The sequence below is a fragment of the Leptospira inadai serovar Lyme str. 10 genome, from assembly GCF_000243675.2.
Lineage (GTDB): Bacteria > Spirochaetota > Leptospiria > Leptospirales > Leptospiraceae > Leptospira_B > Leptospira_B inadai.
This window is the reverse complement of sequence record NZ_AHMM02000024.1, coordinates 1-14601: the sequence shown is the minus strand read 5'-3', so window position 1 is coordinate 14601 and position 14601 is coordinate 1. Positions and strand designations below refer to the sequence as shown.

General features: G+C 43.7%; 10 protein-coding genes. 6 read left to right on the top strand and 4 right to left on the bottom strand.

Features of this window, described 5'->3' with window-relative positions:
• Window positions 1-79: 79 nt before the first annotated feature.
• Window positions 80-433 carry an LIC10280 family protein gene (gene lfb1 / locus LEP1GSC047_RS13925; RefSeq protein ID WP_238325584.1) on the bottom strand — a complete coding sequence of 118 codons (354 nt, stop codon included), beginning with the start codon at window positions 431-433 and terminating at the stop codon, window positions 80-82.
• 575 nt (window positions 434-1008) lie between these two features.
• On the opposite strand from lfb1, the gene LEP1GSC047_RS13920 reads away from it, so the two are divergent.
• A complete protein-coding gene (locus LEP1GSC047_RS13920; RefSeq protein WP_010410104.1) occupies window positions 1009-2178 on the top strand; it encodes a DUF1577 domain-containing protein in 1170 nt (389 codons plus the stop codon).
• Between the two features lie 1003 nt (window positions 2179-3181).
• A complete protein-coding gene (locus tag LEP1GSC047_RS13910; protein WP_010410100.1) occupies window positions 3182-3532 on the top strand; it encodes a PilZ domain-containing protein in 351 nt (116 codons plus the stop codon).
• A 181-nt stretch (window positions 3533-3713) separates the two neighbouring features.
• On the opposite strand, the gene LEP1GSC047_RS13905 is transcribed toward LEP1GSC047_RS13910, so the two are convergent.
• The gene (locus tag LEP1GSC047_RS13905) at window positions 3714-3974 is read right to left on the bottom strand and encodes a hypothetical protein (protein WP_010410098.1); all 261 of its coding nucleotides are present in this window, start codon (window positions 3972-3974) and stop codon (window positions 3714-3716) included.
• Window positions 3975-4524: 550 nt separating this feature from the next.
• Between LEP1GSC047_RS13905 and LEP1GSC047_RS13900 the strand changes: the two genes are divergently transcribed.
• Window positions 4525-5460, top strand: a complete 936-nt coding sequence (locus LEP1GSC047_RS13900; RefSeq protein WP_020988865.1) for a hypothetical protein — start codon at window positions 4525-4527, stop codon at window positions 5458-5460.
• Between the two features lie 199 nt (window positions 5461-5659).
• Here the strand turns inward: LEP1GSC047_RS13900 and LEP1GSC047_RS13895 are convergent, their stop codons facing one another.
• A complete protein-coding gene (locus tag LEP1GSC047_RS13895) occupies window positions 5660-6349 on the bottom strand; it encodes a class I SAM-dependent methyltransferase (RefSeq protein ID WP_010410092.1) in 690 nt (229 codons plus the stop codon).
• Window positions 6346-7677 carry a hypothetical protein gene (locus LEP1GSC047_RS13890; RefSeq protein WP_010410091.1) on the bottom strand — a complete coding sequence of 444 codons (1332 nt, stop codon included), beginning with the start codon at window positions 7675-7677 and terminating at the stop codon, window positions 6346-6348. The genes LEP1GSC047_RS13895 and LEP1GSC047_RS13890 overlap by 4 nt, the downstream gene beginning before the upstream one ends.
• Window positions 7678-7789: 112 nt before the next feature.
• Here LEP1GSC047_RS13890 and LEP1GSC047_RS13885 point away from each other — a divergent pair, with 112 nt between their 5' ends.
• The 3 genes from LEP1GSC047_RS13885 (at window position 7790) to LEP1GSC047_RS13875 (ending at window position 13574) form a co-directional block, all read left to right on the top strand.
• A complete protein-coding gene (locus LEP1GSC047_RS13885; RefSeq protein ID WP_010410089.1) occupies window positions 7790-9802 on the top strand; it encodes a protein meaA in 2013 nt (670 codons plus the stop codon).
• A gap of 9 nt (window positions 9803-9811) precedes the next feature.
• Complete coding sequence (locus tag LEP1GSC047_RS13880) at window positions 9812-10762, top strand: P-loop NTPase family protein (protein ID WP_039935215.1); 951 nt, start codon at window positions 9812-9814, stop codon at window positions 10760-10762.
• A gap of 445 nt (window positions 10763-11207) precedes the next feature.
• Window positions 11208-13574 carry a right-handed parallel beta-helix repeat-containing protein gene (locus LEP1GSC047_RS13875; protein ID WP_020988899.1) on the top strand — a complete coding sequence of 789 codons (2367 nt, stop codon included), beginning with the start codon at window positions 11208-11210 and terminating at the stop codon, window positions 13572-13574.
• Window positions 13575-14601 lie beyond the last annotated feature (1027 nt).

The following is a 14601-nucleotide window of genomic DNA, read 5'->3' as shown; positions in this document are numbered from 1 at the left end:
TTACAGCTCTCTTTCCATTTTAAAGGAAAAGACGAAGGAGGACCGTTTCAAGTCGCCCTTCGTCTCCCTGGCGAAAAGCTTATCGAGTAAGAATCTCTAACCCGTTGCCGTGGGCCCAAACTCCGTCTAAAACCCTCCCTCCTTCTCTTACGGTATAAACGATGGGACTGCTATCTCCCCAGTCCGCACTGACAGTGTCACCGTCTAACATTGCCGTTCCTTCTAGTCGAATACCTACGGACCAAACTACATCATAGCTCCCGATATCGTTTTTCTTAAAAACGACCGTTCCTTTGTATCTGGTTCCGTTCGGATTTATGCCGTTCGCTTTGTACGTTCCGCTTAGATCGAGTTGAGGATCCGCTTTCATTACGCTTACCGATGTCACTAAAGCAATGACCGCAAGGATTGCTAACATTCTTCGTGATTTCATAAACATGGTACTCACCTCCAATCGGCGATACCGAAGGATTTTATACCTAGTTGTTAAATTAACAATAGAGAATTTTCTGCTTCATAAAATTATTTCGTTTTTATAACGTAATTATTACAATTTAATTACGTTAATTCGTGAGTTTAATTCTCATTTGAAAGAGGGATGCCTTCCGTTAAAAATTACATGTTTTTATAGCAAATCGAACCAATGAATAACGCCCTATCACACGAATCATTGGGAGTTTTCGACAGGATTCAATCCGCATAATGTAGGGAAATGAAGTAACGATCGCAATTTCACTCTAAATCCATATTTCAAATTGTCGTGGGTTCTCCGTAGCATCGACTCACCGGACCGATTCGAGCATTAATCAGTAATCCTTAATGTCTAAAATATGTGAATAATTTATTGATAAACGACATTTAGCGCCGTTTTGTCGTTTTATCTCATCCCTAAAGGGAGCATTGAAAATCTAACCGTTGAAAAAATAAGGAAGGATTCGAAGTGCGGATTTTCGGTCAATCCTTCGTCAATTGAAATATAGACGAAGCTACTCTTGAGGTCGAAATCCGATGAACTACGAAGAAAAGTCCATTAGAAACATGGAATTTATTTTAGACCAACATCAAAAGTTGCAGGTAATAAAACAGCATCTTTTGGATCAGAGAATGTTCGTAAAAACTCCCCCTTTTACCCAAGAGGTCAGGATAATAAAAGCATTGGAAGGCGGGAATCGCCTGGTCTTAAAGGTGCCTGAGACATTCAACCCCCTTCAAGGAAATCGAATCGCTTTCTTCCGGATGCTGGCGGCTTACATAGAAATAAATTGCGTATTTACAGAACGGTTAAATAACGGAAATTGCATATTTAAGCTAGAAAGTTTATGTATAGCTAAAAAAGGGCGCAATCTTGAGCGCCTTCCCATGCCTATGGAAATTGCCTATGTGACCAATATCCTTTGCCATAGATCGATTATCGACAAAACTAAGTTTGCATTACCGAATATCGTATTTGAAAGCTTCGATAAGTATAAAAGAATCCTCCAAAATACAAACCTAGGCGATGTCGTGATAGACATTTTTAGGGGGGGACAAAACGGCAAATTTGAAGCGGTAAAGAAGAGTCAAAAATCTCTATTCATCGCGGATACTTCCGATCCCAGTTGTTTTCGCTCTGAATGCATTTCTCTTAAAGACCTCAGACCGAATGCCGAGGCAGATATTCTATCAAGAATTCGGGAATACAGAGCGAACGGAATTCTTTCGGAAATAATCGCCCCAATTCTATACCCGAACGATGACGGAATCCCCGTCTCGATCGGATTTATCCAAATGCGCAGCAAATCGATCCAATATACTCCCGACGACCTTTCGAATATAGAATCATTGTCTCAAGAAATTACTAATTTAATTTTAAGCTCTAATTCGACGAAAATTACCAACCATTTTAAAATAATGGATATTTCCACTTCCGGGATACGCTTAAGAATCGACGATCTATCTATCTCCGAGAAACTTTCGAAAAGAAAAGAACTGCAGTTTGATATAGTTTTTCGCGGGCAGGGAGGTATTCCGATAACCGGCGTCGTTCGATGGACCGCCTACGAAAACTCCAACACTTTATATTTGGGTCTTGAATTCAAGCTTGAAAGCGGACAGGACCTAAACAGGAAACGATTGGAATCCAACTTGGTCGCTCTTCGAAAAGAGTATTTAAAAATATTAAATAAGCGTGTTTCGTAGAAGTTATTGTCGGGTCAGTTCGGTTCCATCTCGAATTACGAATATTCGTATGAGCATCTGAAGCGATTCCCAAAAAACTATCGAATCCCGGACGAATTCCGCGGTTGAATGTTTCCGATTTCCGCCTCCTTTTAATGGACGTATTACTAAGCTGGCCCGGTTCGTATATTGCGGACTTTCCTGCGCTTAGATCTTAACCTTATCTGTATTCGCTAAGACGACTAACTAAGGCCGGGAATATTTTAAAGTTCACTTCGCTAAAAAGAGTAAGCAATCCGGCCCTATCCCCTTACGGAAATTTTGGAGTTTAATACATGTGAATCAGTTTGTGGAAAGCCGAAATCGAGGAAGTAAATCTCTCAAATAGTTAAAATCCAGGAAAAATTGAAAAACTAGAAGCTTACGCCTGTTAAATGAAATCAGAGGAAATCATTTGGCGGGAATCGTTTACCGACAATGAATAAGAATTCTAACTACTTTAGCCTATATTAGATTCGGAGGATCCGCTCATGGATAGCATATTCCAATTTTTCGTCCAGAGTATCGGATTGGTTTTCTCGATAATAGCCCTGCTGTATTTAAAGAGGTTATTTTCTTCAAAGAACGTTCATGATGAAAACTAGAACCCGAAAAGATCTAACCTTTCAAACGAAAGGAATTATCGAACAAACACGAGTCCCAAAATAAATGCCGCGGTTCCCTCTCCAGTTAGAATTGATCAAACTTCGCTATAAAACTCCTTCTCTATTACGTTTCAGAGTTTGCCCTTTGATCAACATAAAGATGGCAAATATAGTCTATTTTCATAGTTTGTATAGCGCACAAACCATCCGGAAAAATAATCGAATCCGTACTTTGGAAATAATTTTCTTTTGATAAAAAATGATTTCAAGATATCATTCAGCATTAAGCGACATCGGACTGCTTTAAACGGAAACGAAATGCATAATTGAAACTGTTTGCAATTCGATAAATACGATATTTCGAGGACCGCATTACTGACATGAAATATAAAAGGGAACGTGAGCGACTAATTTCGAAAGAGCTGTCGGAGCTATCCGCGATGCTCATTTGCGGCGATCTATCCGTATCCGGATTAGTCGCGAATCTCTCCGAGATCGGAATGGGAATTTTAGTGCGGAACGACTCGAACGCGCCTCTTCCCGTCGGGTCGCCAGTCTCGGGAAAAATAACCGGACAAGTATTCGGTGAGCTGGATTTTGAAGGGATCGTAATCAGAAATGAAAAGCCTAACGACCTCGACTCGATTAATTATATTATTGGAATTAAATTCACGTCCGAGATCTCTCTGCCTGATCGAGTTATCGCTTTAAGTTTAACGTTGGACGAATAAGAATAGGAAACCCGTCTTATAACGAATTGAGAAAAGAAATGCTTCACTATCTAATCCAAGCTAGTCATCACGACTCGGTTGCGTAGCTCTCGTTTCAGTCGGATTTACTTTAAGTAAAGTCTTTTGCTGTTTGCGAGAGATACGGTGGAATGATATGAGACACGAATTTATATTAGGCGAATCATTTTAAGATCGAGTCGATGTTCAATTTCTTTCTATAATCGAATCCGTAGTATTCTATCAAATCCAGTTCAAGTTCGCTATTAAATCGAATCACTTTTTTCGTAGATTCCTCTAAAAAGTTTACGGAAGTTCCGTTATCGTTTGAGGTTAATTCTTTTTGTAATTCCCAGAAGTAGCGGCCGTTTTGACCCCCGCTCTTTTTGGATCCTTGTTTGCCGTAAAGACTCCTGTTGCGTATCGATAAAAGTAATGGATTCATCCGAATCGATAATTTAATCCGTTTCAGCTCGTAGACGGATTCGTTCTCATCCGAGGTGCGAAAGTTCCGTTAAAGTCATCCCGCTTGTCAAAGAGTCGAGATTCTATGTAGCGACTCGAGATTTTATTAAGAGTATGTTCCTAGGATTTTCATAAGCACAATTCTAAAATTGCTACTATCGATGAGTTATTCTGTTTCGGCAAAAAATTCCGAACGGATCCGGATATACGGAGTAAATCTCGATTTTACCGTTATAATAGAACGTGTTGCTTTATTTTAATCGAATGGTTCGGTTAATTTCGAGATCGCAAAATCAACGTAATTCGAATTTTTATCTAATTACTTCCGATAAAATAGCGTTGACCGATTGTTTATAATATTACATGGATTAGGTGTATTTTACGAGCTCTATGACAAGAGATGCGACCTAGGGATTTTAATACCGTAAGAACTATCCATCATTGCATCAATATATTCTAACACGCGAATGCCAAAAAGGCAATTTTAAGAACCTTTATTAAGTCCGCTTCGCAGATAGGATAGTGAGAAATTGGAAGAAGACATTAAACATGCTCTGGAATTAACGGAGGAGATTAAGAGAATTCATCTGCAAAAGGAAGATGTAATTCCCTATTCCGATACTTTTATTCGGGAAGCGAGTGCTCTTATCTATCAAGATGCGAATAGAGTCCGGAAAATCCTAGAAATTCTACGCGACGCTAAGTATATTTTTATAATTAAAGTCGTTTTGCCGGACCCTCATTCCGGAATTAAAAATCAAGATATGGGCGTGGATGCCTATATCTACGCAGATTCTAAGATCGTAAGTGAAATCAGATCTTACGCGGAAAAAAAATTAGAGCAGATATACGAAGCGACATTTTTCAAAAAGAAATCGCCGTTTTTAATTACGAGAGAGCTATTTCCGAAAATCAGAGAACATAATAATACTCTTTTGGGGCGATATGTCAATGTAACGGTCATGCTCCAAGAATTCCAAAGAGTTCTTAATTCGTTTCCCTTCGACTACGAAGATACTCGTCGAAAAGAAATTCTAACTAGTATTATCGAAAGGGTCGAGGTGAAAGAACCGACGGAAATTGACATTCCAGAACCAATTAACAAAATAGAATATTCCTCGTTTCCGAGCGACGATCGCGTTTTAGTGAGCATGACGTCCGTCGAGCCTCAAATGAATCCGAACAGCCCTTGGGCTAGGCTGATATCCAGAGTCCCGGTGCCGTTCTTGATCCGAATCCATTTAAGGAAATTCGAATTTGATACGGTTCGGATCCTGATACAATCGGGAAAAATCTCGGATATGAACGATTTGAAATGGATCCGAAATAGTTTGCGAAAAATGGAGGAGGATGTTCCGTTTGATTCCATTATCGGACGAGCCTCTTTCAAAATAACGGATCTCCGCAGGCTAGTTCAAAAAAAAATTAATGCTATCGCCGGAGTCGTTGCTCCCCGGCTTAAATGACCCTAGGTTCGACACTTTATTCGAAAGAAATTGATCGAAGCGCAAAAATCGATTCAGCCGGATCCTCTGAATACGGTCCTACATAAGTTATCGCGACTCAAGGACCTCCCGCATTCTTTACTTGCTCCGTTGCCGTATCAAACACTTTGGCGGAGGAAAAACCCGGTCAAAGTTCATTCCCAGCAGGTCATCCGAAGTTTCAAGGATCGGAAAAGAATTCGTCGCTAAACTGCGAATTCTGCACGATTCTACTTTCCAGGAGATTGAAAGCGACTCGCCTGAAATACGGACGAATCAATTTTTCGTAAAATTCTTTGTTTCGTTCGTGTGCAAAAGGATCGGAAAAGTAAATTTCTTTTTTCATTCGCGCATAGTCGTTCTTAGTCGGTACCGTAAAATACAGATAACGAACGATCGAGTGGAGTTTCCCGAATACTCCTTTTAGCTCGCCCTTCTCTATATATTGAACGACGGAATTACAAATTCCCAGATCAAAGGGAGCTCCCGTAAAATATTTCGGATCCATCTCTTGAATCGTGCTATGTAAAAAGGAAAGGTTATAACCTCGAATCCATTTTTGCGATCCGATCGCGTCGATCATCTCTTCGGAAGGATCGATCCCGAAAATTCTACCGGGTTGAAAGGCTTTTGCCATTTCCTTCAGGAGTAAGGCTTTTCCGAAACCGAAGTCGGCCAGGCTATAAACGGGAATCTGCATCAATTCCATCAAGGACTTAATATATTTCGCATGTTCCCTTGCGTTAAACGAAGCGTCTACGTCCACCCCCGTTCCATAGATTTCCTTCCAATAAGATTTTTCGAACGGTTGACCGTTGGCTCCGTAGGCGATGTAATCGCTGTCTTTTTTACCCTTCCTTCCCGAGATCATGACCGAGGAGTCTTCGAAGAAGTCATTGTCTCGGTCAAAAATGCGCGAAAGCGATCATAGCCCGAGTCGCTTTCCAATTCTTGCTTGGCGACTATGGATTTATGCTTCAAGGTTTTTAGGCTTGGGTCGTTTTGTATTCTCTTCCACAAGAGACCGTTGATCAAAATGCGATCACCCGAAACGAATAGGTACTGAGCGGATTTGGACTTCACTTCTCGTTGCAGCAATTTTCGGTCTACCGGCCAAATTTCCGAAATTAGAATATAGTCGTGATCGGAAAAACCGTCCCTCTCTTGGAAGGATAACCTTTGCTTCGTATAAAAGTACACGTACGCGGCAGTATCACCGTTTACGAATATTCTTTGATTGGCATCGAGAACTCCCCTTCCCCGTAACGAAACGATATCTTTGGATAATGAATTTAGCTTTACGGAATCCAAACTTACGATCGGACGAACCGTAAAATACCCGGACGTCGCGAGGAGAAAAAAAATCGCAATCGATGCCGGAAGCGAATTCAATTCCTTCTCGGAACGAAGCAGAAACGTTCCCGCTCCCAAAATGAAAACGAAAGTTCCGAAACCTAATAAATAGCTCCACGCCTGCCGACCCATATACGCAAACGATTGTTTTCCGTAAAAATCCAGATTACCTAAAAGTATTACCGTAACGACAAAGATCGATAGATAACCGAAAAGAAACAATTTCGGTATATTTCTTCGCTTAAAAAAGACGGACTGGTTTTTCTTTTTCTCTCTCAGTCCGACCGTGCCGGCCTTAATTACGAAAATCGTAAAGCCGACCAGAAAGAAGGTAAAATGCGAGAATAATCCGAGCAAAGTACAGGATACTAGAATGAGTAGATCGACTACCGTTTCCATCCGAAAGGATAGAAAAAGCAAAAGTAAAAAACTAAGACTGACTAATTCGGGTAGATGATGAAACGGAACTCCGTATACCATTGGATTTAACGCCGCAAGGTAACAGAGCAAATATTGGTTGAGTTTCCAGGTTTCCCTCTCGAGCAAATAGGCGCAGAGATGGACTGCAACACTCAGAAAAAAAGCGCCAAAAGATATGTATGCCGGGATATAATTCAAACTTAGGACGGACTTCCATAGGGAAAGCAAAAGAAACGCCAGCGGTTCGTGAGGGGAAAGAAATCTTCCGTCTTCTTGTAAAGACCGAAGTTCCGCTAAGATCCGATATGATTCCCCGTTGCCGGGCTCTCCGTGCCAAGAATAGAGAATCGTCAAAAGTCCGGTGAGAAAAAGGACCGAGACCAAAATAAGGAAGGGATTTGCTTTTCTGTTTCGTTCCAAGTCCATCTTTACGGTATTTTCGTTCTTCCGGATTTCGAAACAACGTTAAAAATTTAGGTGAAATTATACCAACACATTTTGAACTAAACTAAGAGGCATATTCCCCGAGGACTCAAAGATGGAAAGAAAAGATCATATCCTTTACGATAAAAGTGGGAACCCTAGTAAGGAACCGGCTTGGATTTTCAGAACCTACGCCGGACATACGAATGCAAAGGAATCCAACGAGCTTTTCCGCGAAAACCTTTCGAAAGGCCAAACCGGACTTTCCATCGCTTTTGACCTCCCGACACAATGTGGCTATAGCTCGGATCATCCGATCGCGAGACCTGAAATCGGTAAAGTGGGAGTTCCCATCAACACTTTAGAAGACTTCCGAATCTTATTCGACCAAATTCCGATCGAAGAGATGAATACTTCGATGACGATCAACGGTACTTCAATGTGGTTATTATCGCTTTACGTAGCTTTGGCGGAAGAAAGAGGCGAGGACGTCACCAAACTTCAGGGCACGACGCAAAACGACATAATCAAGGAATATCTTGCGAGAGGAACATACATATTCCCGCCCGAGCATTCGATTCGAATCATCGTGGACATGTACGAATATTGCCTGAAGAAAATTCCGAAATGGAACCCTTCCAATATCTGTTCCTATCATTTGCAGGAAGCCGGAGCCACTCCGGTTCAAGAACTCGCATTTGCTCTCGCCACAGCCATCGCGATACTGGACGCAATCAAAGATAGAAATTGTTTTACTCACGAGGAATTCGAGCAATGCGTCGGACGAATTTCCTTTTTCGTAAACGCCGGGATCCGCTTTATCGAGGAAATGTGCAAAATGCGCGCCTTCACGGAAATGTGGGACCGGATCACTGCGCAGAACTACGAGGTGAAGAACGAGAAATTCCGTCGTTTTCGTTACGGAGTGCAAGTGAACTCCCTAGGTTTAACGGAAGAGCAACCGGAAAATAACGCCTGGAGAATTCTAATCGAAGCTCTCGGTGTGACTCTAAGCAAGGACGCTCGTTGTCGCGCTCTCCAACTTCCTGCTTGGAATGAGGCGCTCTCCCTCCCCCGCCCTTGGGACCAACAATGGTCTCTTCGTTTGCAGCAGGTGCTCGCGTACGAAACCGATCTTTTGGAATATCCCGACTTGTTCGAAGGATCGACGGTCGTAGCAAGCAAGGTCAAGGAATTGATCGAGAATGCAACGAAGGAAATCGAAAAAATCAAAGAGATGGGCGGCGCAATCAAAGCGATTGATAACGGGTATATGAAGACTCAACTCGTTAAATCACAGGCGGAGAGACTCGCTAAAATTAATAATAACGAACTCATCATCGTAGGAAAAAACAAATGGCAGGAGGGAACTCCCTCACCTCTTACGAACGATTCCGATGGAGGCGTCTTTAAAGTGGATCCGAAATCGGCGGAACAAACTCTTAAAGTATTGGCGGACGTAAAAGCGAAACGTGATCCTAAAAGAGTCGCCGAATCTTTAACAAGATTGGAAGAGGATGCTAAGAACGGTAAAAACCTAATGTATGCCTCCATCGAGTGTGCAAAAGCCTTGGTTTCTACGGGAGAATGGGCCGACGTATTGCGGAAAGTGTTCGGAGAATACAGACCGGCTACCGGCGTAGAGGGACAGAAATTAAATCTGGAAACGGATAAGGTGACTCGTGTCCGTTCCAAAGTGGAAAAGTTCCTGAAAGATACCGGCGCTCGTCCGAAAATCGTCGTCGGCAAACCGGGATTAGACGGACATTCCAACGGCGCCGAAATGATCGCAGTCTCCGCGAAGCATGCCGGATTCGACGTGATCTATTCCGGAATTCGTCTGACTCCGGAGGATATAGTTCAGTCTGCCGTGGAGGAAAACGCGAATGTTATCGGCGTATCCATTCTATCGGGATCTCATGTGGAGTTGGCTCGACAGATCTTTGAAGAATTAAAGCATTATAAAGCGGATATTCCGGTGGTCTTCGGCGGAATCATTCCTCAGTCCGATTTTGAAGCGCTCACCAAAATCGGTGTCAAAGCGATATTTACGCCGAAAGATTACGATCTAATGGACGTTATGGAACGTATCATCGATATTCTTTCCAAGGCTCCCGTCGCCGCCTAAACTATGGCGGTGCGGTACACCTCTGTAGAACTCGAAAATTTAATTCAGGAAGCCGCTTCGGGAGAGAAATTTCCTCTGGCGAAGCTGATCACCGAATTAGAGAAGCCGGATTCATTCGAATTTCGTAAAATACTTTTTCAAAAGTTGGAAGAGCAAGGCTTCACCGAAAAAAAAGCCCTGACCATAGGCTTAACCGGGACACCCGGAGCGGGAAAATCCTCCTTATTGGGAGAATTCTCCACGGAATTCCTGAAGGCGTTTCCGGAAAAGAAAATGGCGATCGTCGCGATAGATCCGTCCAGCCATATCAGCGGCGGGTCCCTCCTAGGAGATAGGACCCGGCTTTCTCTTCCTCCCAGAGAAAAGAGGCTTTATTTCCGGTCCCAACCTAGTCAATTAGAATTGGGCGGAGTCAATCCTTATACGTATCACGTTATCCGCCTTTTACGTTGCTTTTTCGATTTCGTTTTTGTGGAGACCGTAGGCATCGGGCAAAATGAGATCGAAGTGTCCAAGTTAGCGGACGTATCCTTTTTAGTTCTCGTTCCTCTCGGCGGAGATCAAATTCAATTTATGAAAAGCGGCATCATGGAAGTCCCGAACGCCTTTATCTTGAATAAATGCGACGAGGAATCCTTGGCGATGGCCAGCTATCATACATTGACGAATACTCTCGAATTTTTGCGGGACCTCACTCCCGGAGGAGCCATACCGCCCGTCTTTATGACCAGCGTAAAGACAAAGCGGGGCATCCAAGAATTATTGCAATATATCGTATCCCGAACTCCCGGCTCCAAGAGAGATCTCGAAACCGCAACGCAGGTGAGAAAATGGATCAAAACCGAATTCGGAAATTTCGGCTTACAAGTTCTCTCGAACATTCGATTTCCGGCAAACTTGTCCTTTGAACAATGCGAAGCGCTGGCCTTAGCGGAAGTGCGTAAAAAATTGAAGGATTGAATTTCAACGTCTGCCTCAGGCGGTATACCTTTAAACGGCCCCCGTTTCTTGGCAGGAAATTCCGTTTAAAATCCTACTTGCAATTCCAGGATTCTTTGTTTATAAATTATTGATCGGACGAAATATAGGCGGAGAGAATCCGGGAGAGTTTCCGAGTTTAGACGAAATATTATACACGGATTTTACACCGATTTGAAAATTTCGTGAGCTTATGAACACATATCGGAAATAGAGGAATTTTTCCCGTCTTTTAATACTTCGATTTTCAGGGTCGATTCGATCGATCCTGCGGATTTTTTTCTGTTAAATGAATAACTCGATTTTTACAACTGTTCCTAGAATCGTATCCGTTAAGGAACCTCGCTTAAAATCGAGAGAGAACCGTGTTGACGGAAAGTCGGCGCCATTCCGTGCGTAAGCACGATCAAAAGAATGTAAGACAGAGATGTATAAAAAAATTCTCATTACGATCTTCTGCGTCTCGTTTTTCGGAATGGGATGCTACCAAGGACCTAGTTCGGGCTCCCTAGACTTTCTGATCTTTTCCCAATTGAGCACAAGCGTAAACACTCCCCTTCCGATCCAAGTGCAGGTTTCAGGGCTGCCGGCTCTTGCTAGCGTAAGCGTAGGTGATTCCCTAGGAGAAGTTCTGACCTTCAACAGTAACGGAATTCAGTCGTTTCCGATCAAACAGCTCCCCGGTACGAATTACGCGTTAAGCATCACGACTCAACCTGCAGTAACTCCCCAGGTTATTTGCCAGATCGTAAATCCTAATAGCCAGGTCCTCTTTCCTTCAACCGTCGTACAGGTCCAATGCGGAGTCGCATTTTACCCGATCAGCGTAACCGTGATCGGAATCGCCACAGGTAATACCGATACTCTGATCCTTTCCGATAACGGAACGGATCAGTTGTCGATCACAAACAATGGAACGTACCAATTCGCGACGACGATCGCAGACCAGCAATCTTTCGCCATAAATATCTTTCAACCCTTGCCCGACCAAACCTGCGTTTTTCGTGCAGCACCGTCGAACACCGGAACGGTAAACGGCGCCGCTCCTTCTGCGGCCATCTTAAATTGCTTTAGCCCTACTCTGTTCTCACCCGCCGATAACACCGCGATTCTAGTAACCGATACGATTAACATTACGTTATCCGAAAACCCTGCCGCTGCAAGTTGCGTTCTCGATGCGACCGTTGCCGCTAACCCCACCAATTTAGGCCCGTACGCGACGATGACGGTTCTAGGCAATGTGCTTACGATCACTCCGAATACGGGAAGTTATAGTCCCACTCTGAATCCCCCTTTAAATGTGTACTTAAAAATTACCGGATGCACCGATGCGGGAGGAAATGCGCTATTAGAAGGAGCTCCCTTACAGGCGAATTATTCCCTTGTGGGAAACCGATATTACGTTTCTCCCACCGGAGTCGATGCGGCCGCACCGGCCTGTTCGACACCTGCGGCGCCCTGTGCAACGATCCAGCAAGGAGTAACCAATTGCGCGGCGACTTCCTGCCATGTTTTCGTATCGAAAGGGACGTACACCGTCTCAACCCCGATCGTTCTTTCTCAGAAAACTTCGATTATGGGAGGATACGCCCCGGGCTTCGGAAAGAGATCGCCTTCAAAATACCAAACGATCATCAATGATGGGACCGGCGCCTGCGGTTTAGCCTATGCGACACCCTGCACTCCGATCACCGTTTCACTCGGAGCCTTAACCGCAAACGAAGTCGTAAAAATTTCCGGCTTCGGCATCATCGGATCTTCAGATCCCACAAAAGCGTATACGACGGGAATTTTCATAAACGGTTCGATTCCCAGCCCCGGTTTATTGTACATCTTTCAAAACACGATCGTAGGCGGACAACCGGGATCGGCGGGAGGACTTTTATCCGGGATCCAGATGGTAAACAGTAATAATACGATCGTCGAATACAATACGATTTACGGAGGCAGTGGAGGCGCTTCCTCCGCAGGACTCGTGGCCGATGCCTCTTCCGGAATCGTAACTTGGAATCAGATCAGCGGTTATAATTCGGTAGGTGCGGTCTTCCCGACCAACTATTCGACCGGAATCGATATACGGAATATGACCGCGGCAAACACGTTGGTGATCAATTCAAATACGATCAATCCTCTTGCATACATCGACCCGAGCGTCAGCGCTTCCAACTTCTTAGGAATTTTCATCCAGGCGAGCAACACTTCCACGAATAATCTCTCCATTCTTGGAAACAGCATCTATGCCGGAAACGGGACTTCGACCAACTCGAATGCGATTCGTTACAATATGGTATCGTCTCAAGTGCGGTTACTAAATAATCAATTGCTTACTCCTAGCCCCGGCTTTACCTGTCTATATCATGCTAGCACCGTGAACGCCGCGTCTTCCATCCAGGGAAATAATTTTTACGGCTGCTCCACCCTAGCGTACGAAGCGGGGACCCCCTCTTCCTATTCCTCTATTTGCCCCGGAGGAATTATCGGAGGTCTTAGTTCGACCGCTTGTGGAGTTCCTACCTATTTATCCGGAGCAGGAGCAGGATCGCAAAACTACGCGCGCCCCCCCGGCTTTGTCGCGGCGACGGATGTATATCATGCGTTTATGTTGAGTTCCAATTCCTCTTGCTATTCCGTATACGGAGGAATCAACGACAACATACTTACGCCGTTTACCGCTACGGATATACAGGGGCACGCTCGAACCCAAAATATTGTCGTGACAGCTCCGTCTTTTATTCCGGCAGGAGCATATGGTTATTCGATAGGGGCGTTCGAATTTAACGGTTCTTGCAAGTAAGGGCTCGCTTTCAGAGGACAGAAGACTGAGGACAGACGCGTTCGCTTTGCTCACGCTAGACAGAAGCTACTACTAGTTGGAAACCCTCTGAGGCAGAGGAAAGATCCATTCCTAACATAGGAATCTTTTTAAAAATCGTCATTTACACAAAATTGCTGACGCTCACCGAAAATCCAGTAACACCTCGCTCCAACATAATTCGTTTTCAGAGGACAGAAGACTGAGGACAGACGCGTTCGCTTTGCTCACGCTAGACAGAAGCTACTACTAGTTGGAAACCCTCTGAGGCAGAGGAAAGATCCATTCTAACATAGGAATCTTTTTAAAAATCGTCATTTACACAAAATTGCTGACGATCCCCGAAAATCCAGTAACACCTCGCTCCAACATAATTCGTTTTCAGAGGACAGAAGACTGAGGACAGACGCGTTCGCTTTGCTCACGCTAGACAGAAGCTACTACTAGTTGGAAACCCTCTGAGGCAGAGGAAAGATCCATTCTAACATAGGAATCTTTTTAAAAATCGTCATTTACACAAAATTGCTGACGATCCCCGAAAATCCAGTAACACCTCGCTCCAACATAATTCGTTTTCAGAGGACAGAAGACTGAGGACAGACGCGTTCGCTTTGCTCACGCTAGACAGAAGCTACTACTAGTTGGAAACCCTCTGGGGCAGAGGAAAGATCCATTCTAACATAGGAATCTTTTTAAAAATCGTCATTTACACAAAATTGCTGACGATCCCCGAAAATCCAGTAACACCTCGCTCCAACATAATTCGTTTTTAAAAAAATTGTTGTCAGGGTAATAGGAATAATTATCTGTTCTGTTCTGTTCTGTTCTGTTCTGTTCTGTTCTGTTCTGTTCTGTTCTGTTCTGTTCTGTTCTGTTCTGTTCTGTTCTGTTCTGTTCTGTTCTGTTCTGTTCTGTTCTGTTCTGTTCTCTGCGCCGGAAACGAACCTAGGAATCATACGTTATAGAAATACGTATACAAGAAACTTAAATCGGAGGAACCTATAGAGAC

Coding starts and splice junctions, on each gene's coding strand:
- lfb1 (WP_238325584.1), bottom strand. CDS start 433: ATGAAATCACGAAGAATGTTAGCAATCCTTGCGGTCATTGCTTTAGTG.
- LEP1GSC047_RS13920 (WP_010410104.1), top strand. CDS start 1,009: ATGAACTACGAAGAAAAGTCCATTAGAAACATGGAATTTATTTTAGAC.
- LEP1GSC047_RS13910 (WP_010410100.1), top strand. CDS start 3,182: ATGAAATATAAAAGGGAACGTGAGCGACTAATTTCGAAAGAGCTGTCG.
- LEP1GSC047_RS13905 (WP_010410098.1), bottom strand. CDS start 3,974: ATGAATCCATTACTTTTATCGATACGCAACAGGAGTCTTTACGGCAAA.
- LEP1GSC047_RS13895 (WP_010410092.1), bottom strand. CDS start 6,349: ATGATCTCGGGAAGGAAGGGTAAAAAAGACAGCGATTACATCGCCTAC.
- LEP1GSC047_RS13890 (WP_010410091.1), bottom strand. CDS start 7,677: ATGGACTTGGAACGAAACAGAAAAGCAAATCCCTTCCTTATTTTGGTC.
- LEP1GSC047_RS13885 (WP_010410089.1), top strand. CDS start 7,790: ATGGAAAGAAAAGATCATATCCTTTACGATAAAAGTGGGAACCCTAGT.
- LEP1GSC047_RS13875 (WP_020988899.1), top strand. CDS start 11,208: ATGTATAAAAAAATTCTCATTACGATCTTCTGCGTCTCGTTTTTCGGA.